The organism is Enterobacter sp. JJBC (assembly GCF_036936505.1).
Classification (GTDB): domain Bacteria; phylum Pseudomonadota; class Gammaproteobacteria; order Enterobacterales; family Enterobacteriaceae; genus Enterobacter; species Enterobacter hormaechei_C.
On the sequence record NZ_CP136935.1, the window covers coordinates 908,736 to 933,908 of the forward strand.

The 25,173-nt window shown below is 55.1% G+C and carries 19 protein-coding genes; 11 read left to right on the top strand and 8 right to left on the bottom strand.

The window, feature by feature from the left end:
- Positions 1-98 precede the first annotated feature (98 nt).
- Entirely contained in the window at positions 99-1,469 is a 1,371-nt protein-coding gene (gene aroP / locus RY075_RS04375; protein WP_003856317.1) for an aromatic amino acid transporter AroP, read from the bottom strand.
- Positions 1,470-2,006: 537 nt separating this feature from the next.
- Between aroP and pdhR the strand changes: the two genes are divergently transcribed.
- From pdhR to lpdA, 4 genes are all read left to right on the top strand, one after another.
- Positions 2,007-2,771, top strand: coding sequence for a pyruvate dehydrogenase complex transcriptional repressor PdhR (pdhR, locus tag RY075_RS04380; RefSeq protein WP_006173806.1), 765 nt, complete (start codon positions 2,007-2,009; stop codon positions 2,769-2,771).
- A 123-nt stretch (positions 2,772-2,894) separates the two neighbouring features.
- Complete coding sequence (aceE, locus tag RY075_RS04385) at positions 2,895-5,558, top strand: pyruvate dehydrogenase (acetyl-transferring), homodimeric type (protein ID WP_003856315.1); 2,664 nt, start codon at positions 2,895-2,897, stop codon at positions 5,556-5,558.
- A gap of 14 nt (positions 5,559-5,572) precedes the next feature.
- Entirely contained in the window at positions 5,573-7,471 is a 1,899-nt protein-coding gene (gene aceF, locus RY075_RS04390; RefSeq protein ID WP_338628209.1) for a pyruvate dehydrogenase complex dihydrolipoyllysine-residue acetyltransferase, read from the top strand.
- A gap of 175 nt (positions 7,472-7,646) precedes the next feature.
- Positions 7,647-9,071, top strand: coding sequence for a dihydrolipoyl dehydrogenase (gene lpdA / locus RY075_RS04395; RefSeq protein WP_003856313.1), 1,425 nt, complete (start codon positions 7,647-7,649; stop codon positions 9,069-9,071).
- Positions 9,072-9,123: 52 nt separating this feature from the next.
- Here the strand turns inward: lpdA and RY075_RS04400 are convergent, their stop codons facing one another.
- Complete coding sequence (locus RY075_RS04400; RefSeq protein WP_109949061.1) at positions 9,124-9,915, bottom strand: DUF2950 family protein; 792 nt, start codon at positions 9,913-9,915, stop codon at positions 9,124-9,126.
- Positions 9,916-9,925: 10 nt separating this feature from the next.
- Positions 9,926-11,422: a DUF3300 domain-containing protein gene (locus tag RY075_RS04405; protein ID WP_058652476.1), complete on the bottom strand. Its 1,497-nt coding sequence runs from the start codon at positions 11,420-11,422 to the stop codon at positions 9,926-9,928.
- A 449-nt stretch (positions 11,423-11,871) separates the two neighbouring features.
- Between RY075_RS04405 and acnB the strand changes: the two genes are divergently transcribed.
- The gene (acnB, locus tag RY075_RS04410) at positions 11,872-14,469 is read left to right on the top strand and encodes a bifunctional aconitate hydratase 2/2-methylisocitrate dehydratase (RefSeq protein WP_023315407.1); all 2,598 of its coding nucleotides are present in this window, start codon (positions 11,872-11,874) and stop codon (positions 14,467-14,469) included.
- Between the two features lie 189 nt (positions 14,470-14,658).
- Positions 14,659-15,021 (top strand): protein YacL, encoded by a 363-nt coding sequence (gene yacL, locus RY075_RS04415; protein WP_032608514.1) that lies wholly within the window; start codon positions 14,659-14,661, stop codon positions 15,019-15,021.
- 31 nt (positions 15,022-15,052) lie between these two features.
- Here yacL and speD read toward each other — a convergent pair whose 3' ends face one another.
- The 3 genes from speD to RY075_RS04430 form a co-directional block, all read right to left on the bottom strand.
- Positions 15,053-15,847 carry an adenosylmethionine decarboxylase gene (gene speD, locus RY075_RS04420; protein ID WP_003856308.1) on the bottom strand — a complete coding sequence of 265 codons (795 nt, stop codon included), beginning with the start codon at positions 15,845-15,847 and terminating at the stop codon, positions 15,053-15,055.
- A complete protein-coding gene (gene speE / locus RY075_RS04425; RefSeq protein ID WP_045330972.1) occupies positions 15,848-16,717 on the bottom strand; it encodes a polyamine aminopropyltransferase in 870 nt (289 codons plus the stop codon).
- A gap of 101 nt (positions 16,718-16,818) precedes the next feature.
- A complete protein-coding gene (locus tag RY075_RS04430; RefSeq protein ID WP_003856306.1) occupies positions 16,819-17,166 on the bottom strand; it encodes a YacC family pilotin-like protein in 348 nt (115 codons plus the stop codon).
- 145 nt (positions 17,167-17,311) lie between these two features.
- Between RY075_RS04430 and cueO the strand changes: the two genes are divergently transcribed.
- A complete protein-coding gene (cueO, locus tag RY075_RS04435) occupies positions 17,312-18,871 on the top strand; it encodes a multicopper oxidase CueO (RefSeq protein ID WP_050871277.1) in 1,560 nt (519 codons plus the stop codon).
- An 87-nt stretch (positions 18,872-18,958) separates the two neighbouring features.
- On the opposite strand, the gene RY075_RS04440 is transcribed toward cueO, so the two are convergent.
- Positions 18,959-21,349, bottom strand: coding sequence for a glucose/quinate/shikimate family membrane-bound PQQ-dependent dehydrogenase (locus RY075_RS04440; protein ID WP_063864407.1), 2,391 nt, complete (start codon positions 21,347-21,349; stop codon positions 18,959-18,961).
- A gap of 206 nt (positions 21,350-21,555) precedes the next feature.
- On the opposite strand from RY075_RS04440, the gene hpt reads away from it, so the two are divergent.
- Positions 21,556-22,092 (top strand): hypoxanthine phosphoribosyltransferase, encoded by a 537-nt coding sequence (hpt, locus tag RY075_RS04445; protein ID WP_003856303.1) that lies wholly within the window; start codon positions 21,556-21,558, stop codon positions 22,090-22,092.
- Positions 22,093-22,156: 64 nt separating this feature from the next.
- On the opposite strand, the gene can is transcribed toward hpt, so the two are convergent.
- Positions 22,157-22,819 (bottom strand): carbonate dehydratase, encoded by a 663-nt coding sequence (gene can, locus RY075_RS04450; protein ID WP_003856301.1) that lies wholly within the window; start codon positions 22,817-22,819, stop codon positions 22,157-22,159.
- Positions 22,820-22,926: 107 nt separating this feature from the next.
- On the opposite strand from can, the gene RY075_RS04455 reads away from it, so the two are divergent.
- From RY075_RS04455 to RY075_RS04465, 3 genes are all read left to right on the top strand, one after another.
- Positions 22,927-23,853 (top strand): ABC transporter ATP-binding protein, encoded by a 927-nt coding sequence (locus RY075_RS04455; RefSeq protein WP_003856300.1) that lies wholly within the window; start codon positions 22,927-22,929, stop codon positions 23,851-23,853.
- A complete protein-coding gene (locus tag RY075_RS04460; protein ID WP_023324161.1) occupies positions 23,850-24,620 on the top strand; it encodes an ABC transporter permease in 771 nt (256 codons plus the stop codon). The genes RY075_RS04455 and RY075_RS04460 overlap by 4 nt, the downstream gene beginning before the upstream one ends.
- 106 nt (positions 24,621-24,726) lie before the next feature.
- Positions 24,727-25,167 carry a PTS sugar transporter subunit IIA gene (locus tag RY075_RS04465; RefSeq protein ID WP_032608521.1) on the top strand — a complete coding sequence of 147 codons (441 nt, stop codon included), beginning with the start codon at positions 24,727-24,729 and terminating at the stop codon, positions 25,165-25,167.
- Positions 25,168-25,173 lie beyond the last annotated feature (6 nt).

Here is a 25,173-nt window from a genome sequence, read left to right on the forward strand (position 1 = left end):
ATAAAGGCGGTGATATGGAGGATTTTGCTGTTGGCGCGAATTTGTGAGGAAGGTAACAAGACGCTGTACCCGCAACCGCGAGTACAGCGAGAAAACATTTAGTGCGCTTTCACCGTTTTGGCATTTTTCTGTTTCACCATATAACCCACGCCGAGGATCGCAATCCAGACCGGGATCAGGTAGACGGAAATCGCCATGCCTGGGGTGATGAGCATGATGACCAGTACAGCTGCCATGAACAGCAGGCAAACCCAGTTCCCCAGCGGATAGAGCAGGGCAGGGAAGCGCGTGGTTACGCCCTGCTGCTGCTTGGCGCGGCGGAACTTGATGTGCGCGAGGCTAATCATTGCCCAGTTAATCACCAGGGCGGAAACCACCAGCGCCATCAGCAGACCGAAGGCTGATTCCGGGGCCAGGTAGTTAATCAGCACGCACAGCGCCGTCACGACCGCCGACACGATGATGGTATTAACCGGTACGCCACGCTTATCAACGGTGAGCAGCGCTTTCGGTGCGTTGCCCTGTTGCGCCAGGCCGAACAGCATACGGCTGTTGCAGTAAACGCAGCTGTTATAAACGGAGAGCGCAGCGGTCAGCACCACGACGTTGAGCGCGTTCGCCACGAAGGTATCGCCCAGCTCGTGGAAGATGAGCACAAACGGGCTGGTATCCGCCGTGACGCGCGTCCATGGCAGCAGCGAGAGCAGCACCGCCAGGGAGCCCACATAGAAGATCAGGATGCGGTAGATAACCTGATTTGTGGCTTTCGGGATGCTCTGTTCCGGGTTGTCGGCTTCCGCGGCGGTGATGCCCACCAGCTCCAGACCGCCGAAGGAGAACATAATGATCGCCATCATCATCACCAGGCCGGTCATGCCGTGAGGCAAGAACCCGCCTTGCTCCCAAAGGTTGCGCACGGTGGCCTGCGGGCCGCCGTTGCCGCTGAACAGCAGCCAGCCGCCGAAGATGATCATCGCTACAACGGCAATCACTTTGATGATGGCAAACCAGAACTCCATCTCACCGAACACTTTTACGTTGGTGAGGTTAATGGCGTTAATCAGGACGAAGAAGGCCGCCGCAGACGCCCAGGTAGGGATCTCCGGGTACCAGAACTGAATATATTTCCCGACGGCGGTCAGCTCGGCCATGGCAACCAGAACGTACAGAACCCAATAGTTCCAGCCCGAGGCGAAACCTGCGAAGCTGCCCCAGTATTTATAGGCGAAGTGGCTGAATGAGCCTGCGACCGGCTCCTCAACAACCATTTCCCCTAACTGACGCATAATCAGAAATGCAATGAAACCCGCTATCGCGTACCCCAAAATAATGCCCGGACCGGCCGACTGGATAACCGATGCACTGCCCAGAAACAGGCCAGTACCAATAGCACCGCCCAGGGCGATGAGCTGTATATGGCGGTTTTTAAGGCCGCGCTTTAGCTGATCGCCATGCTGTTGAGCTTCCATTTGAAACCTCGTGTGTGGTTGTTATGTTCACGCTGTGCGTGTGTAATTATGAAAGTCCATATTCTGTATTTATTTCTTTACGGTTAACGATACCGAAAAAAGCGGAGATGGCTTCCGTTAGCGCCAGAATAGTGGTAAGCGCCAGCGAATGCACCTGCTTTATGAAGGGGCGATGACGACTTGAATAAAAAGAAACCAATTGTAAATCGGTACGTTAACCCCTCATACCCCAACCTATAGAATAGAAATGCGTCAGAAGAGGGCGAATTTTCATTTTTTGCCTTGTTGAATCGCTTCAGATTGCAAAAACCCTCGTTTCACTATGGTTAAAACTGCCTCTTTGGTAGTAACCATTTCATTTGTGCAAAGTTACATTCCTGAAACGTTAGTTCTGTAAGGTTGTTAAAATGTGCCGGGTTTACTGATTTCAATCAAAACCAATATGGACAGAAGGTGAATACTTTGTTACTTTAGCGATACGAACATGAAATTGGTAAGACCAATTGACTCCGGGCAAAAAGGCGTAAGACAGGGAATATGGCCTACAGCAAAATTCGCCAACCAAAACTTTCCGATGTGATTGAGCAGCAGCTGGAGTTTTTAATTCTCGAAGGGACACTGCGCCCGGGCGAGAAGCTCCCGCCAGAACGCGAGCTGGCAAAACAGTTCGACGTTTCACGTCCCTCTCTGCGTGAGGCGATTCAACGTCTCGAAGCAAAGGGCCTGTTGCTCCGTCGCCAGGGTGGCGGAACCTTTGTGCAAAACAGCCTGTGGCAGAGCTTCAGCGACCCGCTGGTAGAACTTCTCTCTGACCACCCAGAATCCCAGTTTGATCTGCTTGAGACCCGTCACGCGCTGGAAGGTATCGCGGCCTATTACGCCGCCCTTCGCAGCACTGATGAAGACCGCGTACGTATTCGCGAGCTGCATCAGGCCATTGAACGGGCACAGCAGTCCGGCGATTTAGACGCCGAGTCCAGCGCCGTCGTCCAGTATCAAATTGCCGTCACCGAAGCGGCGCACAACGTGGTGCTCCTCCATCTGCTACGCTGCATGGAGCCGATGCTGGCCCAGAACGTTCGTCAGAATTTTGAATTGTTGTATGCCCGTCGGGAGATGCTCCCGCTGGTAAGCAACCATCGCACCCGAGTATTCGAGGCGATAATGGCCGGGGAACCGGAGCAGGCGCGCGAAGCGTCGCACCGCCATCTGGCTTTCATTGAGGAAATCTTGCTGGACCGCAGCCGTGAACAATCGCGTCGCGAACGTTCATTACGCCGCATACAGCAACGAAAGGATTAAGCGCCAGGTACTTTTAGAGCGCGGCAACTAAACGCAGAACCTGTCTTATTGTGTTTTCTGGCGAAAATACAATGGGACAGGTTCCAGACAAATCAACGTATTAGATAGATAAGGAATACCCCCATGTCAGAACGTCTCCAAAATGACGTGGATCCGATCGAAACTCGCGACTGGCTACAGGCGATCGAATCGGTCATCCGTGAAGAAGGTGTTGAGCGCGCTCAGTATCTGATTGATCAGCTGCTTTCTGAAGCACGCAAAGGCGGCGTGAAAGTGGCTTCAGGTGCAGGGGCTAGCAACTACGTAAACACGATTGCCGTCGAAGACGAACCGGAATACCCGGGCAATCTGGATCTGGAACGCCGTATCCGTTCTGCTATCCGCTGGAACGCCATCATGACCGTTCTGCGCGCATCCAAGAAAGACCTGGAACTGGGTGGCCACATGGCGTCCTTCCAGTCTTCTGCGACCATTTACGAAGTGTGCTTCAACCACTTCTTCCGTGCAGCTAACGAGAAAGACGGCGGCGATCTGGTGTACTTCCAGGGCCACATCTCTCCGGGCATCTATGCACGTGCCTTCCTGGAAGGTCGTCTGACTGAAGAGCAGATGAACAACTTCCGTCAGGAAGTTCACGGTAAGGGTCTGTCTTCTTACCCGCACCCTAAACTGATGCCTGAGTTCTGGCAGTTCCCGACCGTATCTATGGGTCTGGGTCCAATCGGTGCGATCTATCAGGCTAAATTCCTGAAGTACCTGGAACACCGTGGTCTGAAAGACACCTCTGAGCAGACCGTTTACGCCTTCCTGGGCGACGGTGAAATGGATGAGCCAGAATCTAAAGGCGCGATCACCATCGCGACCCGTGAGAAGCTGGACAACCTGTGCTTCATCATCAACTGTAACCTGCAACGTCTGGATGGTCCGGTAACCGGTAACGGCAAGATCATCAACGAACTGGAAGGCATCTTCGCGGGTGCTGGCTGGAACGTGATCAAAGTGATGTGGGGCGGTCGTTGGGATGAACTGCTGCGTAAAGACACCAGCGGTAAACTGATCCAGCTGATGAACGAAACCGTTGACGGCGACTACCAGACCTTCAAATCCAAAGACGGTGCCTACGTTCGTGAGCACTTCTTCGGCAAATATCCTGAAACCGCAGCCCTGGTTGCAGACTGGACTGACGAGCAGATCTGGGCGCTGAACCGCGGTGGTCACGATCCGAAGAAAGTTTACGCTGCACTGAAAAAAGCGCGTGAAACCAAAGGTAAAGCGACTGTGATCCTGGCCCACACCATCAAAGGTTACGGCATGGGTGATACCGCAGAAGGTAAGAACATCGCTCACCAGGTTAAGAAAATGAACATGGACGGCGTGCGTTATATCCGCGACCGTTTCAACGTTCCAGTGACCGATGAGCAGGTAGAAAAACTGTCTTACATCACCTTCCCGGAAGGGTCTGAAGAACACAAGTACCTGCACGAACGTCGTCAGGCGCTGAAAGGCTACCTGCCTGCTCGTCAGCCTAACTTCACCGAGAAGCTGGAACTGCCAGCGCTGGAAGATTTCTCTCAGCTGCTGGAAGAGCAGAACAAAGAGATCTCTACCACTATCGCTTTCGTTCGTGCCCTGAACGTGATGCTGAAGAACAAGTCGATCAAAGATCGTCTGGTTCCAATCATCGCCGACGAAGCGCGTACTTTCGGTATGGAAGGTCTGTTCCGTCAGATCGGTATCTACAGTCCGAACGGCCAGCAGTACACCCCGCAGGACCGTGAGCAGGTTGCATACTACAAAGAAGACGAGAAAGGCCAGATCCTTCAGGAAGGTATCAACGAACTGGGTGCAGGCGCATCCTGGCTGGCTGCTGCGACCTCTTACAGCACCAACAACCTGCCGATGATCCCGTTCTACATCTACTACTCCATGTTCGGGTTCCAGCGTATCGGTGACCTGTGCTGGCAGGCAGGCGATCAGCAGGCTCGCGGCTTCCTGATCGGGGGTACTTCTGGTCGTACGACCCTGAACGGTGAAGGTCTACAGCACGAAGATGGTCACAGCCACATTCAGTCACTGACTATCCCTAACTGTATCTCTTACGATCCGTCTTACGCGTACGAAGTGGCAGTCATCATGCATGACGGCTTGCAGCGCATGTACGGTGAAGCGCAAGAGAATATTTACTACTACATCACCACCCTGAACGAAAACTACCACATGCCGGCAATGCCAGCAGGCGCCGAGGAAGGTATCCGTAAAGGTATCTACAAACTCGAAACCATCGAAGGTAGCAAAGGTAAAGTTCAGCTGCTGGGCTCCGGTTCTATCCTGCGTCACGTTCGTGAAGCAGCGCAGATCCTGGCGAAAGACTACGGTGTGGGTTCCGATGTGTACTCTGTTACCTCCTTCACTGAACTGGCGCGTGATGGCCAGGATTGTGAGCGCTGGAACATGCTGCACCCAATGGAAACCCCACGCGTTCCGTACATCGCTCAGGTGATGAACGACGCGCCAGCGGTGGCGTCTACTGACTATATGAAACTGTTCGCTGAGCAGGTTCGTACTTACGTTCCAGCTGATGATTATCGCGTACTGGGTACTGACGGCTTCGGTCGTTCTGACAGCCGCGAAAACCTGCGTCACCACTTCGAAGTTGATGCTTCCTACGTGGTTGTAGCAGCACTGGGCGAACTGGCTAAACGTGGCGAAATCGATAAGAAAGTGGTTGCAGACGCAATTACTAAATTCAACATCGATGCAGATAAAGTTAACCCGCGTCTGGCGTAAGAGGTAAAAGAATAATGGCTATCGAAATCAATGTACCGGACATCGGGGCTGATGAAGTTGAAATCACCGAGATCCTGGTCAAAGTGGGCGACAAAGTTGAAGCTGAACAGTCGCTGATCACCGTAGAAGGCGACAAAGCTTCTATGGAAGTCCCGTCTCCTCAGGCTGGCATCGTTAAAGAGATCAAAGTCTCTGTTGGCGATAAAACCGAGACTGGCAAACTGATCATGATTTTCGAATCCGCCGACGGTGCAGCAGCTGCTGCACCTGCGCAGGAAGAGAAGAAAGAAGCCGCTCCTGCTGCTGCTCCAGCGGCGGCCGCGGCAGCGAAAGAAGTGAACGTGCCTGACATCGGCGGTGACGAAGTTGAAGTCACTGAAATCCTGGTGAAAGTGGGCGATACCGTTGCGGCTGAGCAGTCACTGATCACCGTAGAAGGCGATAAAGCCTCTATGGAAGTACCAGCGCCATTCGCCGGTACCGTTAAAGAGATCAAGATCAACACCGGTGACAAAGTGTCTACGGGTTCCCTGATCATGATTTTCGAAGTGGCGGGCTCTGAAGGCGCTGCGGCTCCAGCGAAAGCGGAAGCTGCTCCGGCTCCGGCTGCTGCACCAGCGGCTGCTGGCGGCGTGAAAGACGTTAACGTACCAGACATCGGCGGTGACGAAGTTGAAGTGACCGAAGTGATGGTGAAAGTGGGCGACAAAGTTGCCGCTGAACAGTCACTGATCACCGTTGAAGGCGACAAAGCTTCCATGGAAGTGCCTGCGCCGTTCGCGGGTACCGTTAAAGAGATCAAAATCAGCACCGGCGACAAAGTCTCTACCGGCTCTCTGATCATGGTCTTCGAAGTGGAAGGCGCTGCACCTGCCGCCGCTCCTGCTGCTGCGGCTGCTCCGGCACCGGCTGCTGCACCGGCTCAGGCTGCTAAACCGGCTGCTGCCCCTGCTGTTAAAGCAGAAAAATCTGAGTTCGCTGAAAACGACGCTTACGTCCACGCGACTCCGCTGATCCGTCGCCTGGCGCGCGAATTCGGCGTGAACCTGGCGAAAGTGAAGGGCACCGGCCGTAAAGGTCGTATCCTGCGCGAAGACGTTCAGGCTTACGTGAAAGACGCGGTGAAACGCGCCGAAGCTGCACCTGCGGCAGCCGCTGGCGGCGGTATCCCGGGTATGCTGCCATGGCCGAAAGTGGACTTCAGCAAGTTCGGCGAAATCGAAGAAGTGGAACTGGGCCGTATCCAGAAAATCTCCGGTGCTAACCTGAGCCGTAACTGGGTGATGATCCCGCACGTTACCCACTTCGATAAGACCGATATCACCGATCTGGAAGCGTTCCGTAAACAGCAGAACGCCGAAGCTGAGAAGCGTAAGCTGGACGTGAAGTTCACCCCAGTGGTCTTCATCATGAAAGCGGTTGCGGCGGCGCTGGAACAGATGCCACGCTTCAACAGCTCCCTGTCCGAAGACGGCCAGAAGCTGACGCTGAAGAAATACATCAACATCGGTGTTGCGGTTGATACGCCAAATGGTCTGGTTGTTCCGGTCTTCAAAGACGTGAACAAGAAGAGCGTCACAGAGCTGTCCCGTGAACTGACCACCATCTCCAAGAAAGCGCGTGATGGTAAGCTGACTGCCGGCGAAATGCAGGGCGGCTGCTTCACCATCTCCAGCATCGGCGGCCTGGGTACCACCCACTTCGCGCCGATTGTGAACGCGCCGGAAGTGGCTATCCTCGGTGTGTCCAAGTCCGCGATGGAGCCGGTGTGGAATGGCAAAGAGTTCGTACCGCGTCTGATGATGCCAATCTCTCTGTCCTTCGACCACCGCGTGATCGACGGGGCTGATGGTGCGCGTTTCATCACCATCATTAACAACATGCTGAGCGACATTCGCCGCCTGGTGATGTAATCGAAAAGCCGGCCAATCGGCCGGCTTTTTTCTGATAATCTCATGGGGTTTTTGAGGTTATTGGTGAAAGCGATAATTCGTGAGCCGTTTGTTGTTTCAAAATTGTTAACAATTTTGTAAAATACGGGCGGATAGAACGACCCGGTGGACGACGGGTATACATTAAGAGGTCATGATGAGCACAGAAATCAAAACTCAGGTCGTAGTACTTGGGGCAGGCCCGGCAGGTTATTCCGCAGCATTTCGCGCCGCGGATTTAGGTCTGGAAACCGTCATCGTAGAACGTTACAGCACCCTCGGCGGTGTTTGTCTGAACGTCGGCTGTATCCCTTCTAAAGCGCTGCTGCACGTAGCGAAAGTTATCGAAGAAGCCAAAGCGCTGGCTGAACACGGTATCGTCTTCGGCGAGCCGAAGACCGACATCGACAAAATTCGTACCTGGAAAGAGAAAGTTATCACTCAGCTGACCGGCGGTCTGGCGGGTATGGCCAAAGGCCGTAAAGTGAAAGTGGTAAACGGTCTGGGTAAATTCACCGGTGCGAACACCCTGGAAGTGGAAGGTGAAAACGGTAAAACCGTGATTAACTTCGACAACGCGATCATCGCGGCAGGCTCTCGCCCAATCGAACTGCCATTCATTCCACATGAAGATCCACGCGTGTGGGATTCCACCGATGCGCTGGAGCTGAAAACCGTTCCTAAGCGTCTGCTGGTTATGGGCGGCGGTATCATCGGTCTGGAAATGGGTACGGTGTACCATGCGCTGGGTTCAGAGATCGACGTGGTTGAAATGTTCGACCAGGTTATCCCGGCTGCCGACAAAGACATCGTTAAAGTCTTCACCAAACGCATCAGCAAGAAATTCAACCTGATGCTGGAAACCAAAGTGACTGCCGTTGAAGCGAAAGAAGACGGTATTTACGTTTCCATGGAAGGCAAAAAAGCCCCATCCGAACCACAGCGTTACGACGCCGTACTGGTGGCTATCGGCCGTGTGCCGAACGGTAAAAACCTCGACGCGGGCAAAGCTGGCGTGGAAGTGGACGACCGTGGCTTCATCCGCGTTGACAAACAGCTGCGTACCAACGTGCCGCACATCTTTGCTATCGGCGATATCGTCGGTCAGCCAATGCTGGCGCACAAAGGTGTTCACGAAGGTCACGTTGCCGCTGAAGTTATCGCCGGCATGAAGCACTACTTCGATCCGAAAGTGATCCCATCTATCGCCTACACCGAGCCAGAAGTTGCATGGGTTGGTCTGACTGAGAAAGAAGCGAAAGAGAAAGGCATCAGCTACGAAACCGCCACCTTCCCGTGGGCTGCTTCTGGCCGTGCTATCGCGTCCGACTGCGCAGACGGTATGACCAAACTGATCTTCGACAAAGAAACTCACCGTGTAATCGGTGGTGCGATTGTCGGTACCAACGGCGGCGAGCTGCTGGGTGAAATCGGTCTGGCTATCGAAATGGGCTGTGACGCGGAAGACATCGCGCTGACCATCCACGCTCACCCGACTCTGCACGAGTCCGTGGGCCTGGCGGCAGAAGTGTTTGAAGGTAGCATCACCGACCTGCCAAACGCGAAAGCGAAGAAGAAATAAGTTTCTTCAGATGAAAAAAGCGGCCTCAGGCCGCTTTTTTTATGCACTGCGTTCAGGGGGTGACAGGCTGCCAGGTTTTATCCGGGTGGTATGCAGCGAGCGCCTGCGCTTTCTGCGCCGAATCGTTGCCGAGATTTGCCTGATAAACCTTGTCTTCCTGGTTAACGACAAAGCTCATTACCCCCGTCTGACCATAGCTTACGGGCCAGGCATCCATCGCAAAGCCATTTTTATCCGACAGAATGCGGAACCGATAGCCGTGATAGCCCATACCAGGCTCCGGCGGGCTAAAGGCGGGACCCAGCGGGCTTGGCGCTTCGCCCGGCGAGATGGGCCAGTACAGGCCGTCTTTTAGCCCTGGCGTGCTGACAATCTTCTGCGCATAGCGGTGGTTCATGGCGTAGTAGCTCCGCTGTGCGTCGACGTAGGCGTGCAGCGCTTCGATAGCCGCGAGTTCGTTGCGGCCGATTTCGCGGGTCAGGATCTCATCAGCCGCTTTCTGCATATCAAATTGCCAGCCCTCTTTTTTCTTCACTACCGGTATGGGGAGTTGCCAGCCGTTATCGCCAACTGACAGATGGGCAATATCGCCGCTGATTTCGGTACGATGGTTTATCTTCCAGTCACGCAGGAATCGAGCCACCGCCTCCGGATCAACCCCTTCAGGTGGCAGATAGTCGCGCCAGTTATCCCCCAGCAGGTCGGCCATCGCGCTCTCATTCTGCTCGCTGATGGCCTTCGTCAGGGCATTGGCCGCCTGCTCAGGTGTGGAGAAAGATTGCTGGGCGAAGGCGAAGGTGGATACCATCAACAACAGCATTCCACCGATCGGTTTCATGTTCATAGCGGCTCCCTTAACGACGGTGGAATTCATGGTGTTCGGTATGGTGTTCGGACAGCTGCTGGCGGAAGCTGGCACGCTGCTCACTGTTCAGCGACGCGTGCTGGCGGCTTTGCAGCCCGCGCTGGTGCTGGGCCTGCCAGCTGGCCGAACGGCTGTCGTTGCCGCTCAGGGCGTTTGCCCGCAGCGGCTGATGCTGAACCTGCGTCGGGCGTCTGGTTTGCGCAAGAGTATTATTCATCTGTTGTGCGTGGGGCCGCGCACTGTCGTAGCCGCGGTAGTTGCTGCGCTGAGAGAGCTGCTTCAGTTGCTGCGCGGACGCTGAATGTTGCGGGAAATGCGCGTCGCCATGCTGTAGCTGTGTGAGCGTTTTGCCCGTCGACTGCTGTACCTGCGCCATCGCGGCCTGCCGCTGGCTATCGCGGTTGACCGGCTGCTGCCGGGTAGCGCTCAACCCGCCCGGCACTGAAGTCTGATGATAGCGGCTGGCAAGCTGGCTATTGGCGTAGGGCACGCCGTTGCGGTAGGCCGGGTTATGCTGCCAGACCTGGTGATTATCGGTACGGTGCTCGCCGGTGATCTTATTGAAGTTATTAACATTAATATTAATGTTATCGCCGTTATGCGAATAACTGCCGTGGTGATCGTCATCACGATCGTGATGATGATCGTCGTCATCGTCCCAGTCGATGTTACTGAACAGCGCATAGGTGGTGGCTACGCCGAGGCTATAGCCAAAGCCTCTGACAAAACTATTGGTAAACTGCTGGCCGGGAGACGGAGGCAGATACACCGGCGGATAGCTGGCATTTGGCCACGTGCCGTAAACGGTGGAAGGGTTGTAGGTAGGGACATAAACCACCTGTGGATCGGCTGGCTCAATTTTAATCACCGTCGGACTAGCCGACGTTGACGTCGCGGCTGTACTGGCGGAGGCTGGCGCAGATTTTTTCACGGTGGTGACGGTCTGCTGCGGGGTGGATTGCAATGTGCCTGTCTGCTGCGCCAGCAGGCGCAGACGCTGCACGGAATCCATCACATCCTTTGGCTGGGCCAGAAAGGCGTCGCCGAGGCTTTGTACCCACGACGGGTTTTCCCCCATCAGCGACATTAACTGCGGAAAGGCGACCAGCGATTTCACGCTGGCATCCCATGGCTGCCCGCTGACCGCCTGAATGGCGGCATCGCCCTGCATTTTAGGGTTGTCCTTTGACCACTGGGCGGCCTGAATCACGCTCGCCGGATAGGTTGAGGCCATCAGAATTTGCGACAGCAGCGCGTCGGGGTAGAGCGCAATGGGCGCGGTCCACTGATCGATCTGCGCGGCGGTATAGGCAGGGGTGGCCACCGGGGCAGGCTGTGCTGCCGGGTCGGGGAGCTGCGGGGCTACCGGCGCAGGTGCGGGAGCGGGTTCCGTTGCGCGGCTTTTAACGAACATGACGCCCGAGGCGGCAAACAGCCCCGCACTGCAAAGCAGAACAAGAAGATGTGGTTTAAAAGGCAACTTCATAGATTGACTCCAACGAGACGAGTGCAGTGCCGTGAGGCGTTGCTGTTGCCGCGAGTATCATTCACCCGTGTTTTACAGTTTTGACTTTTGTTGGGAAAAACTCTGAAGCATCCGGATAAAGAGTGTGAGTATTTATTACACAATTATATCGGATGGCTGAGCAGGCGACGGAAATTCAGAAGGCCGCTCTTGCGAGCGACCAGCAGCGCGTTGCCGGGGGGACGACAGACTTACGGAACTGCTTCCAGGCCCGGTGACGGGGTGCTACATCATGCTTAACGATTCAGCAAATTTTTTAATGTTGCTTTTTTGTAAACAGATTAACACTGTGCAGAAATCCTGCTATGCTGCCCGACGCGGTATCGGGCATTTACCCTACAAACTGCTGTCTCACAGGAGCGTGAAGAGAACGCCCGCCGCATATGACAATGAGAGCGAGGAGAACCGTCGTGCTAGAAGAATACCGTAAGCACGTAGCAGAACGTGCCGCCGAGGGAATTGTACCCAAACCGTTAGATGCAACCCAAATGGCCGCGCTCGTCGAGCTGCTGAAGAACCCGCCTGAGGGCGAAGAAGAATTCCTGTTAGATCTGCTGATCAACCGTGTACCGCCTGGCGTAGATGAAGCTGCCTACGTAAAAGCCGGATTCCTTGCCGCCGTTGCCAAAGGCGAAGCCACCTCCCCACTGGTTACTCCTGAAAAAGCGATTGAACTGCTCGGCACCATGCAGGGTGGCTATAACATTCATCCGCTGATTGACGCGCTGGATAACGACAAGCTGGCACCGATTGCCGCTAAAGCGCTCTCTTCAACGCTGCTGATGTTCGATAACTTCTACGATGTGGAAGAAAAAGCCAAAGCAGGCAACGTCTATGCGAAGCAGGTGATGCAGTCCTGGGCCGATGCCGAATGGTTCCTGAACCGCCCTCAGCTTGCTGAAAAAATTACCGTTACCGTCTTCAAAGTGACCGGTGAAACCAACACCGATGACCTCTCCCCGGCACCGGACGCGTGGTCTCGTCCTGATATCCCTCTGCACGCCCTGGCGATGCTGAAAAACGCCCGTGAAGGCATTGAGCCGGACCAGCCGGGCAGCGTTGGCCCGATCAAACAGATCGAAGCCCTGCAACAAAAAGGTTTCCCGCTGGCTTACGTGGGTGACGTTGTGGGTACCGGCTCTTCCCGTAAGTCCGCCACCAACTCCGTGCTGTGGTTCATGGGCGACGACATTCCGCACGTGCCAAACAAGCGCGGCGGCGGCCTGTGCCTCGGCGGCAAAATTGCGCCAATCTTCTTCAACACCATGGAAGATGCTGGCGCGCTGCCGATCGAAGTGGATGTCTCTAACCTGAACATGGGCGACGTGATTGACGTTTACCCGTATAAAGGCGAAGTGCGTAATCACGAAACTAATGAGCTGCTGGCAAGCTTTGAGCTGAAAACCGACGTGCTGATCGACGAAGTACGTGCTGGTGGCCGCATTCCGCTGATCATCGGCCGTGGCCTGACCACCAAAGCGCGTGAAGCGCTGGGTCTGCCGCACAGCGACGTGTTCCGTCAGGCGAAAGACGTGGCGGAAAGCAACCGTGGCTTCTCGCTGGCACAAAAAATGGTCGGTCGCGCCTGCGGCGTCGCTGGTATCCGTCCTGGCGCGTACTGCGAGCCGAAGATGACCTCCGTCGGCTCTCAGGACACCACCGGTCCAATGACCCGTGATGAGCTGAAAGACCTGGCGTGCCTGGGCTTCTCTTCCGATCTGGTGATGCAGTCCTTCTGCCACACTGCGGCGTATCCGAAGCCGGTTGACGTGACCACGCACCACACGCTGCCAGATTTCATCATGAACCGCGGTGGCGTGTCTCTGCGTCCGGGCGACGGCGTTATCCACTCCTGGCTGAACCGCATGCTGCTGCCGGATACCGTCGGTACCGGCGGTGACTCCCATACCCGTTTCCCAATCGGTATCTCCTTCCCGGCGGGTTCCGGTCTGGTGGCGTTTGCTGCCGCGACCGGCGTGATGCCGCTGGATATGCCGGAATCGGTGCTGGTGCGCTTCAAAGGTAAAATGCAGCCGGGTATTACCCTGCGCGACCTGGTTCACGCGATCCCGCTGTATGCCATCAAACAGGGTCTGCTGACCGTTGAGAAAAAAGGGAAGAAAAACATCTTCTCTGGCCGCATTCTGGAAATTGAAGGTCTGCCGGATCTGAAAGTTGAGCAGGCTTTCGAGCTGACCGATGCCTCCGCTGAGCGTTCGGCTGCGGGCTGTACCATCAAGCTGAACAAAGAGCCGATTATTGAGTATCTGAACTCTAACATCGTGCTGCTGAAGTGGATGATTGCAGAAGGCTACGGCGACCGTCGTACGCTGGAGCGTCGTATCCAGGGCATGGAAAAATGGCTGGCCGATCCGCAGCTGCTGGAAGCCGATGCTGACGCAGAGTACGCGGCGGTGATCGACATCGATCTGGCGGATATCAAAGAGCCAATCCTGTGTGCACCGAACGATCCGGACGACGCGCGTCCGCTGTCCGAAGTTCAGGGCGAGAAGATCGACGAAGTGTTCATCGGTTCGTGCATGACCAACATCGGCCACTTCCGTGCAGCCGGCAAGCTGCTGGATACCCACAAAGGCCAGCTGCCAACCCGTCTGTGGGTGGCGCCGCCAACCCGTATGGACGCGGCTCAACTGACCGAAGAGGGCTACTACAGCGTGTTTGGTAAGAGCGGTGCGCGTATCGAAATTCCTGGCTGTTCCCTGTGTATGGGCAACCAGGCGCGCGTAGCCGACGGCGCGACGGTGGTCTCCACCTCGACCCGTAACTTCCCGAACCGTTTAGGTACCGGTGCGAACGTCTTCCTGGCCTCTGCGGAACTGGCGGCGGTTGCGGCGCTGATTGGCAAACTGCCAACGCCGGAAGAGTACCAGACCTTTGTGGCTCAGGTGGATAAGACGGCGGTGGATACCTATCGCTACCTGAACTTCGACCAGCTCTCTCAGTACACCGAGAAGGCAGACGGGGTGATCTTCCAGACGGCGGTATAAACAGCAAAACCGTCTCTACGAGACGGTTTTTAGTGTTTGCACCCTCTCCCGTGGGAGAGGGACGGGGTGAGGGCATCAGGCCGCAGGTCTTGCTCTCACCTTTTTATTTTCATTCCTCCCACCTCCCACGCTTTTTTTCTTCCTCGCTGCTGCGATAATTACCTTAATGGCTTTGCAGAGGAAAACACTATGGATTACGAATTTCTGCGCGACATCACCGGCGTGGTGAAAGTGCGAATGTCGATGGGGCACGAAGCCGTTGGACACTGGTTTAACGAAGAGGTGAAAGAGAACCTCGCGCTGCTGGATGAAGTTGAGCAGGCGGCGGAAACGGTGAAAGGCAGTGAACGCTCCTGGCAACGCGCCGGGCACGAATACACCCTGTGGATGGATGGCGAAGAGGTGATGGTGCGCGCCAACCAGCTTGAGTTCTCGGGTGATGAAATTGAAGAGGGGATGAGCTACTACGACGAAGAGAGCCTGTCGCTGTGCGGCGTGGAAGACTTCCTGAGTGTGGTGAATGCCTACCGCGACTTTATGAAACAGAAGTAACTTCCCGAAGCGTCCCTGCTCCGGGTCACGTTTACACGGTCGGAATGTTACGGCCGTAGTAAATTTCGCGCATCTCTTTCCAGAGCAGGTCGGTAATGACCTTTCGCTCTTCCTCACTTAAATCTTCCGGCTTCGTGTGGAACATGTAGTGCTTAAGGTCGAATTCCTTAAGTAACATTTTGGTGTGGAAGATATTCTCCTGATAGACGTTCACATCCATCATGTCGTACAGCGACTTCATGTCCTCGGACATGAAGTTCTGAATGGAGTTGATCTCATGATCAATGAAGTGCTTCATGCCGTTGATATCACGGGTAAAACCGCGTACGCGATAATCAATGGTGACGATGTCCGATTCCAGCTGGTGGATTAAATAATTCAACGCATTCAGCGGTGAAATCACGCCGCAGGTGGACACTTCAATATCCGCGCGGAAGGTACACAGCCCGCCTTCCGGGTGGCTTTCCGGGTAGGTGTGCACGCAGATGTGGCTTTTATCCAGGTGAGCAACCACCACTTCCGGCAGCGGGCCGGGGTGTTCGGTTTTGTCGATAAGCTGTGGGTCAACCGGCTCTTCACTCACCAGAATGGTGACGCTCGCACCCTGAGGCTCATAATCCTGGCGCGCGATATTGAGGATGTTCGCGCCGATAATCGAGCAGGTCTCTGTCAGGATCTCGGTCAGACGGTTGGCGTTGTAGAGTTCATCGATATAGGCGATGTAACCATCGCGCTCTTCTGCTGTTTTGGCGTAGCAGATATCGTAAATACAAAAACTCAGGCTTTTGGTCAGATTGTTAAAGCCATGCAGTTTAAGCTTTTTCAATTAGTTCACCTCCTTTGAGGACAGCGCGTCTTGCAGATATTGAGGCAACGCAAAGGCTGCGGTATGAATAGCCGGATTGTAGTATCGGCACTGTAGACCTGCCTGATGGAAGCGGGCCTGAATAATTTCGGTGGAGAGATGACGTAATACGTCGTTATCCGTCGCCCAGGCAAAGGTCATGATACCGCCGTAGTAAGTGGGGATCGCCGCCTGGTAGAAGCTGACGTCAGCAAAATAGGTGCTCAGCTTACGGTGGCTATCAAGCGCTTCATCCTGTTGCAGGAAGCAAACGCCGTTTTGCGCCACAAAAATTCCGCCAGGCTTCAGGCAGCGCTTGCAGCCTTCGTAAAACGACGAGGTAAACAGCGACGCGCCCGGACCGATAGGGTCGGTACAGTCAGAGATAATGACATCAAACGTTTGCGTGGTCTGGTTAACAAAATTGACACCATCGTCGATAACCAGATTAAACCGCGGATCGTCATAGCTGCCGGCATTATGGTTGGGCAGATACTGGCGGCAGAACGACACGACCCCGGCGTCAATTTCCACCATGGTGATGGTTTCGACATTCTGATGGCGAGAGACTTCACGCAGCATCGCGCCGTCGCCGCCGCCGATAATCAGCACGTCCTTCGCGTGGCCGTGGGCCAGCAGCGGGACGTGGGTCATCATTTCGTGATAGATAAACTCGTCGCGCTCGGTGGTTTGCACCACGCCGTCCAGCGCCATCACGCGGCCAAAAGCGGCGTTTTCGAATATTATCAAATCCTGATGATCGGTTTTCTCATGATAGAGCACGTTATCCACGGCAAAATACTGACCAAAATGGTCGTGCAGCGTTTCTTGCCATACCGTTTTTTCGGTCATGGGGAGCACCTCCTTCGTTAACATCCATTACATCCGGCAGATGGGCGCAACACAACACCACCGTGAGGCGGTTAGCGGGTCAACAAGGGGCGTCGGGAAGGTTACTTCACGTAGGCGAGCAGGCTGAGTGAATCGCGAGCCAGCGCTTTGCATTTTTTAGCAGTGGGAATGCCAATACCGCTTAAATCACGGTAGCTGTCTTCACCGAGCGCCTTCATGTCGAAGCTGTCGTAGTTGCTGAGGTCCCATTGATTCTGCTGGGCAAAAAAGACCAGTGCGCGACGAATTTGCCCATTGGGTAAATTCTGGTAACCACAATCGTTTTTCAGAAAAACAAAAACTGCCGTCAGATCGGCCATATCTTCCGCTTCGTTTTCACTTAGCGCGTAACTGTTCGCACACATCGCCATCAGGCTGGCGAACAAAATTGTTCTGAAAAACGTCTTCATTGCCTTTACCACTGCATCACGGAAAATTAACGTTAGCATACTTGATGCCAGGCCGACGATCTTTATTATTGCCGCCGTGCTTGACCTTCCGGTAAGGGGAGGGTTTATGCTCAAAAGATCGCCTGCTGGAAATAAGGAAATGCACATGCAACGTCGTGATTTTTTAAAATTTTCTGCCGCGCTGGGGGTTGCCAGCGCGATACCTCTCTGGAGCCGCGCCGTTTTTGCCGCCGACAGAACGGCTTTACCCATTCCTGAATTACTCGCCCCAGATGCCCGCAGCCGCATTCAGCTTGTGGTGCAGGCCGGTAAAACCACGTTCGGTCAGCACGCCGCCACGACGTGGGGGTATAACGGCAATCTGCTCGGCCCGGCGTTGCAGTTACGCAAAGGGAAGGCGGTGACGGTAGACATTCATAACACGCTTGCGGAAGAGACCACGCTGCACTGGCACGGGCTGGAAGTCCCGGGCGAAGTGGATGGGGGGCCTCAGGGCGTCATCAGGCCTGGTGGTAAACGCAGCGTAACCTTTACCCCGGAACAACGCGCGGCGACCTGCTGGTTCCACCCGCATCAGCATGGCAAAACGGGCCATCAGGTGGCGATGGGGCTGGCCGGGCTGGTGCTGATTGAAGACGATGAAAGCCGCCTGCTGCGCCTGCCGAAACAGTGGGGTATCGACGATGTCCCGGTGATTGTGCAGGACAAAAAATTCAGCGCTGACGGGCAAATTGACTATCAGCTGGACGTAATGAGCGCGGCGGTAGGCTGGTTTGGCGATACGCTGCTGACCAACGGCGCGATCTACCCGCAGCATGCCGCGCCAAAAGGCTGGCTGCGCTTACGTCTGCTTAACGGCTGTAACGCCCGCTCCCTGAACTTCGCCACCAGCGATAAACGCCCGCTTTATGTAGTGGCAAGCGACGGCGGCCTGCTGCCGGAGCCGGTGAAGGTGAGCGAGCTGCCGATGCTGATGGGCGAGCGCTTCGAGGTGTTGGTGGATATCAGCGATGGCAAAGCGTTTGACCTGGTGACCCTGCCGGTCAGCCAGATGGGGATGGCCGTCGCGCCGTTTGATAAGCCGCATCCGGTCCTGCGCATTCAGCCGCTACAGATCACCGCCTCCGGTACGCTGCCGGAGACCCTCACCACGCTGCCAGCACTCCCGTCGCTGGACGGGCTTACGCAGCGTAAACTTAAGCTTTCCATGGACCCGATGCTCGACATGATGGGCATGCAGGCGCTGATGAAGAAGTACGGCAATCAGGCCATGGCGGGAATGCATCACGGCCAGATGATGGGCCATATGAATATGGACCACGGCAATATGGGCGGCATGAATCACGGCGGCCATGGTTTCGATTTCCACAATGCCAACCGCATCAACGGCAAAGCGTTCGATATGAACACGCCCATGTTCGCCGCCACGAAAAGGCAGTTTGAACGCTGGGTGATTTCAGGCGAAGGCGACATGATGCTGCACCCGTTCCATATCCACGGCACGCAGTTCCGTATTCTGTCTGAAAATGGTAAAGCACCGGAGGCGCATCGTGCGGGCTGGAAAGATACGGTGAGGGTGGAAGGCGGCGTCAGCGAGGTGCTGGTGAAGTTCGACCACGAGGCGCCGAAAGAGTTTGCCTATATGGCCCACTGTCATCTGCTGGAGCATGAAGATACGGGGATGATGCTCGGTTTTACCGTATAAAAAAAAGCCGGGTGGCGGCTTCGCCTTACCCGGCCTACATAGGGCACCCGTAGGCCCGGTATGCGTTAGCGCCACCGGGCTTTTTCGTTACTTAGCGTCGTCAGGCAGTGCATACGCGACAATATAGTCGCCCATCTTCGTGCCAAACGAACCGTGACCACCCGCAGAGATGACAACGTACTGCTTGCCATTCACTTCATAGGTCATCGGCGTTGCCTGTCCACCGGCTGGCAGACGGCCTTGCCACAGTTTCTCACCGTTGGTCATGTTGTACGCGCGCAGGTAGTTATCTGCGGTTGCCGCGATGAACAGCACGTTACCGGCGGTGGAGATTGGGCCACCCAGCATTGGCATACCCATATTGAACGGCACTGGAACAGGCATCGGGAACGGCATGCTGTCCTGTGGCGTACCAATACGTTTTTTCCAGACGATCTTATTGGTCTTCAGATCCAGACCGGAGATATAACCCCAGGCAGGCTGTTTACACGGCAGACCGAACGGAGAAAGGAACGGATTCAGGGTCACACCATAAGGAACGCCATACTGCGGCTGGATACCGGCTTCGGTACCGCTGCCTTTCGCATCTTTCGGCTGCTCCATTGGGTTACCCGGACCGCGTGGGATCAGACGGGAAACGAACGGCAGCGCCATTGGGTTAGCGATGGCGACCTGACGGTTAGGGTCAACGGAGATCCCACCCCACTCGAACATCCCCAGGTTACCCGGGAAGACCAGCGTGCCCTGCTCTGAAGGCGGCGTGAAGATGCCTTCATAGCGCAGTTGATGGAACATCACGCGGCACACCAGCTGGTCAAACATGGTGGCACCCCACATGTCTGCACCGCTGAGATCTTTCTTCGGACGGAAGCTCAGGTCAGAGAACGGCTGCGTTTTGGTGACGTAGTCGCCTTTGGCCGCGCCCTGCGGAACCGGTTTTTCTGGCGCAGGAACAACCAGCTTACCGTTGCTGCGATCCAGCACGAAGATGTTGCCGGTTTTGGCCGGGGCGTAAATCACCGGAACGGTTTTACCGTTAACGGTAATGTCCGCCAGCGTCGGCTGGGACGGCATATCCATATCCCACAGATCGTGGTGAACGGTCTGGTAGCTCCATGCCAGTTTACCGGTCGTTGCGTTCAGCGCCACGATGGAGCTGGCGTAACGTTCCTGCTCCGGCGTGCGGTTACCGCCCCAGATATCCGGCGTGGTCACGCCCATCGGCAGGTAAACCAGGTCCAGCTTCGCGTCATACGCTGCCGGTGCCCAGGAGTTCGGTGAGTTAAAGGTAAAGGTGTGTTCATCGGATGGGATCGCGTTAGGATCTTTCGCGCCCGGGTCGAAGGCCCACAGCAGTTTACCGGTGTTCACGTCGAAACCACGGATAACGCCGGAGGTTTCGCGGGTAGAGAAGTTATCCGTTACCGAACCGGCAATCACGATGGTTTTATCGGTGATGATTGGCGGGGAGGTCGGCTCATACAGACCCGGCGTGGTGTCCGGCATGTTGGTCTGAAGATTCAGAATGCCTTTGTTAGCGAAGGTTTCGCACAGCTTACCGGTCTCAGCGTTGATGGCAAACAGGCGGCCATCGTTCACCGGCAGCATAATGCGGCGAGGACAGTCGGCAATGACTTCCGGACTGGCATTATCTGCGCGCGCTTCGTGGTAAGAGACGCCGCGGCAGGTGATGTGCTGGAACGACGGGTTGGAGTTCAGCTGTGGATCAAAGTGCCATTTCTCTTTACCGGTGGCCGCGTCGAGCGCGAACAGGCGCTGGTGCGCCGTACACAGGTAGAGCATGTTGCCCACTTTAATCGGGGTCACTTCGTTGGTCAGCTCACCCGGATCGTTTGGCATCTTCAGGTCGCCGGTACGGAATACCCAGGCTTCCTTAAGGTTTTTCACGTTGTCCGCGTTGATCTGCTTCAGCGGGGAGTAGCGTTGACCTTCCTGGTTACGACCATAAGCAGGCCAGTCACCGTCCGCCACCTGCGAAATAGCCGCAGCCGGCGTGGATTCCGCGTTCAGCGTGCCATTGATCTCCTGCGGGTCGTTAAAACCGGCCCAGGTCAGGATGCCGCCACTAATCAGCAGAGCAACGACCAGACCGACCACGGCGCCACTGGAAGGGACAATCAGACGACGCCAGACAAACGGCAGGATCAGCCAGATACCGAAGAAGACCAGAATGTCGCTGCGCGGCGTCAGCGCCCAGAAGTCGAACCCGACTTCCCAGACGCCCCAGATCATGGTTGCGAGCAGTAACGCTGCGTACAACCACAGAGCAGATTGTTTTCTGCGTAAAAGCAGGACGGTTACGCCAACCATAACCAGACCCGCAATCGGGTAGTACCAGGAGCCGCCAATCGCGACCAGCCATACGCCACCGATTAACAAATACAGCGCGCAGAATGCGGCAAACGCGGCTGTTAATGTCACCAGTAGACGCGGCTGTTTAGTTTTTGTTTCAGCCATAGAAAAGTACTCGTCAGTTTTGTTAATTATTTGCTAGCAATTAATTATAGGTATTAACAACTGTGATCGGAATCACAAATATTGCTTTTTATAACTCATACGCCAGGCTTATCCATTTACTGGTATAATGGCTGGCTTGCGTATCGATGCCGGAGCGAGAGTCATCCGCATTGAGAGATTTTCACTAAAATCATTTGGTTAGTAATATGAAACATACTGTTGAAGTGATGATCCCGGAAGCCGAGATCAAAGCGCGTATCGCCGAACTGGGTCGTCAAATCACCGAACATTACAAGGACAGCGGCAGCGAAATGGTGCTGGTCGGTTTGTTGCGTGGCTCTTTCATGTTCATGGCAGACCTGTGCCGTGAAGTGCAGGTGCCGCACGAGGTCGATTTTATGACCGCCTCCAGTTACGGCAGCGGCATGTCCACAACCCGTGATGTGAAAATCCTGAAAGATCTGGATGAAGATATTCGTGGCAAAGATGTGTTGATTGTTGAGGACATCATCGACTCCGGCAACACGCTCTCTAAAGTGCGTGAGATCCTGAGCCTGCGTGAACCAAAATCACTGGCGATTTGTACACTGCTGGATAAGCCTGAGCGCCGTGAAGTGCAGGTGCCGGTGGAGTTCGTTGGTTTCTCCATCCCGGATGAGTTCGTGGTGGGTTACGGCATTGATTACGCACAGCGTTATCGCCATCTGCCGTATGTTGGGAAAGTGGTGATTCTGGACGAATAATTGCGGGCTGATGCCCTCACCCCAGCCCTCTCCCACAGGGAGAGGGTGAAAACCCCCGGCTTTGTTATTTATGGTTAACGTGCTTAAGCTTGAGGTTGGCAATTCCCGAGCGGTAACGCTGTTCCAGCGTTTCGCGGTTGGTGGCGGTCACTTCCAGATTGCGCAGCAGGCCGTCGTGAATACCGTACGCCCAGCCGTGGATGGAGACCTTCTGCCCGCGTTTCCAGGCAGACTGCATAATCGTCGAATGGCCCAGGTTATACACCTGCTCCATCACGTTCAGCTCACACAGCGTGTCGAGACGGCGCTCCTGCGGCATTTCGCCCAGCAGTGAGCTATGTTTGAACCAGATATCACGAATGTGCAGCAGCCAGTTATCGATTAACCCCAGCTCTGTATTTTCGACTGCCGCCTGCACGCCGCCGCAGCCGTAGTGACCACAAATAATGATGTGCTCAACCTCAAGAACGTCGACGGCATACTGAACAACCGAAAGGCAGTTGAGATCGGTATGAATAACCAGGTTAGCCACATTGCGGTGAACAAACAGTTCGCCAGGTTCAAGACCAGTCAGACGTTCGGCGGGGACGCGGCTGTCAGAACATCCAATCCAGAGAAAGCGTGGGTTCTGCGCTTGCGCGAGTTTTCCAAAAAATCCGGGGTCTTCCTCCACCAGCATTTTTGACCATAGTGCATTGTTGCTGATGAGTGTATCTATGTCGTTCATGGAGGTTAGCGACCTGTAACCAAGTGATTGCGTTGCGCTACTATAGGGTAACCCGACTTTTAATGAAACCACACAACGTGTGTCAGAACTTAAGGTAAGTTGAATTCATGGCGATTGCACTGGAGCTTGAACAGCTCAAAAAAACCTACCCGGGGGGCGTTCAGGCGCTGCGCGGGATAGATCTTAAAGTCGAAGCGGGAGATTTCTACGCGCTTCTGGGGCCGAACGGGGCAGGGAAATCCACCACCATCGGGATCATCAGTTCACTGGTCAATAAAACCTCGGGCCGCGTCAGCGTGTTTGGCTACGATCTGCAAAAAGATGTGGTCAACGCCAAGCGCCAGTTGGGGCTGGTGCCGCAGGAGTTCAACTTTAACCCGTTTGAGACGGTACAGCAGATTGTTGTTAACCAGGCGGGTTACTATGGCGTGGAGCGCAAAGAGGCGCTTGAGCGCAGCGAAAAGTACCTGAAACAGCTTGATCTGTGGGAGAAACGTAACGAGCGCGCGCGGATGTTGTCCGGAGGGATGAAGCGCCGCCTGATGATTGCCCGCGCGCTGATGCACGAGCCAAAGCTGCTTATCCTTGATGAGCCGACCGCTGGTGTGGATATTGAACTGCGTCGCTCCATGTGGGGTTTCCTGAAAGATCTGAACGACAAAGGCACCACCATCATTCTGACCACGCACTACCTGGAAGAGGCGGAAATGCTGTGCCGCAATATCGGCATCATTCAGCACGGTGAGCTGGTGGAAAACACCTCGATGAAGAATCTGCTCTCCAAGCTCAAATCAGAGACCTTTATCCTCGATCTGGCGGCGAAAAGCGCGCTGCCGAAACTGGAGGGCTACAACTATCGCCTGGTCGATACCTCGACGCTGGAGGTAGAAGTGCTGCGCGAGCAGGGTATTAACAGCGTGTTCTCACAGTTGAGCGCGCAGGGCATTCAGGTATTAAGCATGCGTAACAAAGCAAACCGACTGGAAGAGCTGTTTGTCTCTCTGGTGCACGACAAACAAGGAGACAAGGCATGACGCATCTTTACTGGGTCGCGCTGAAAAGCATCTGGGCGAAAGAGATTAACCGCTTTATGCGTATCTGGGTGCAAACCCTGGTGCCGCCGGTGATCACCATGACGCTCTACTTCATCATTTTCGGCAACCTTATTGGCTCCCGCATTGGTGAGATGCACGGCTTCACCTATATGCAGTTTATCGTGCCGGGCCTGATCATGATGGCGGTGATCACCAACGCCTACGCGAACGTGGCGTCCTCATTCTTCAGCGCCAAGTTCCAGCGCAACATTGAAGAGCTGCTGGTAGCGCCAGTGCCTACGCACGTCATTATCGCCGGTTACGTGGGCGGCGGCGTGGCGCGTGGGCTGTGCGTGGGTATTCTGGTGACGGCGATTTCGCTGTTCTTCGTCCCGTTCCAGGTGCATTCGTGGCTGTTCGTGGCGCTCACATTATTGCTGACGGCGATCCTGTTCTCACTGGCTGGCTTGCTGAACGCCGTGTTCGCCAAAACGTTCGATGACATCAGCCTGATCCCGACCTTCGTACTGACGCCGCTGACCTATCTGGGCGGGGTGTTTTACTCCCTGACGCTGCTGCCGCCGTTCTGGCAGGCACTCTCGCACCTGAACCCGATTGTCTACATGATCAGCGGCTTCCGCTTTGGTTTCCTCGGCATTACCGATGTCCCGCTGTTTACCACGGTGGTGGTGCTGGTGGTGTTCATTATCGCCTTCTACCTGCTGTGCTGGTATCTGATCCAGCGTGGACGTGGGCTGCGTAGCTAACCTTCTGCCCGGCAGACGTTCTGTTTGCCGGGCACTTTCTTTGACAGTTATCACCGTAAACTAACCTTCACCTGGATAAACTACTCGCCTGCTAAGGAGAGACGTTATGCTGGGATGGGTTATCACCTGCCACGATGAAGAGGCACAGGAAATGCTCCTGAAGCTGGAGGCCCGATTTGGCCCTCTGGCGCAATGTCGTGCGGTAAATTACTGGCGAGGGCTGAGCACCAACATGCTCAGCCGGATGATGTGCGACGCGCTGCATGAAACCGACACCGGTGATGGCGTGATTTTTCTCACCGACAAATCGGGCGCGGCGCCTTACCGTTCAGCAGCGTTAATGAGCCATAAGCATGATAATTGTGAAGTGATCTCCGGTATCAGCCTGCCTTTACTCGAAGCGATGTATCCGCTGCGCGCAACGTTGAGCAGCGCTGAGTTTCGCCACGCCATTGTGGCGCAGGGCTCCCCGGGCGTGAGCAGCCTGTGGCACCAGCAGCAGAAGAACCCGCCTTTCGTTCTGCTTCACGATCTGTATAAGCATTAAACATTG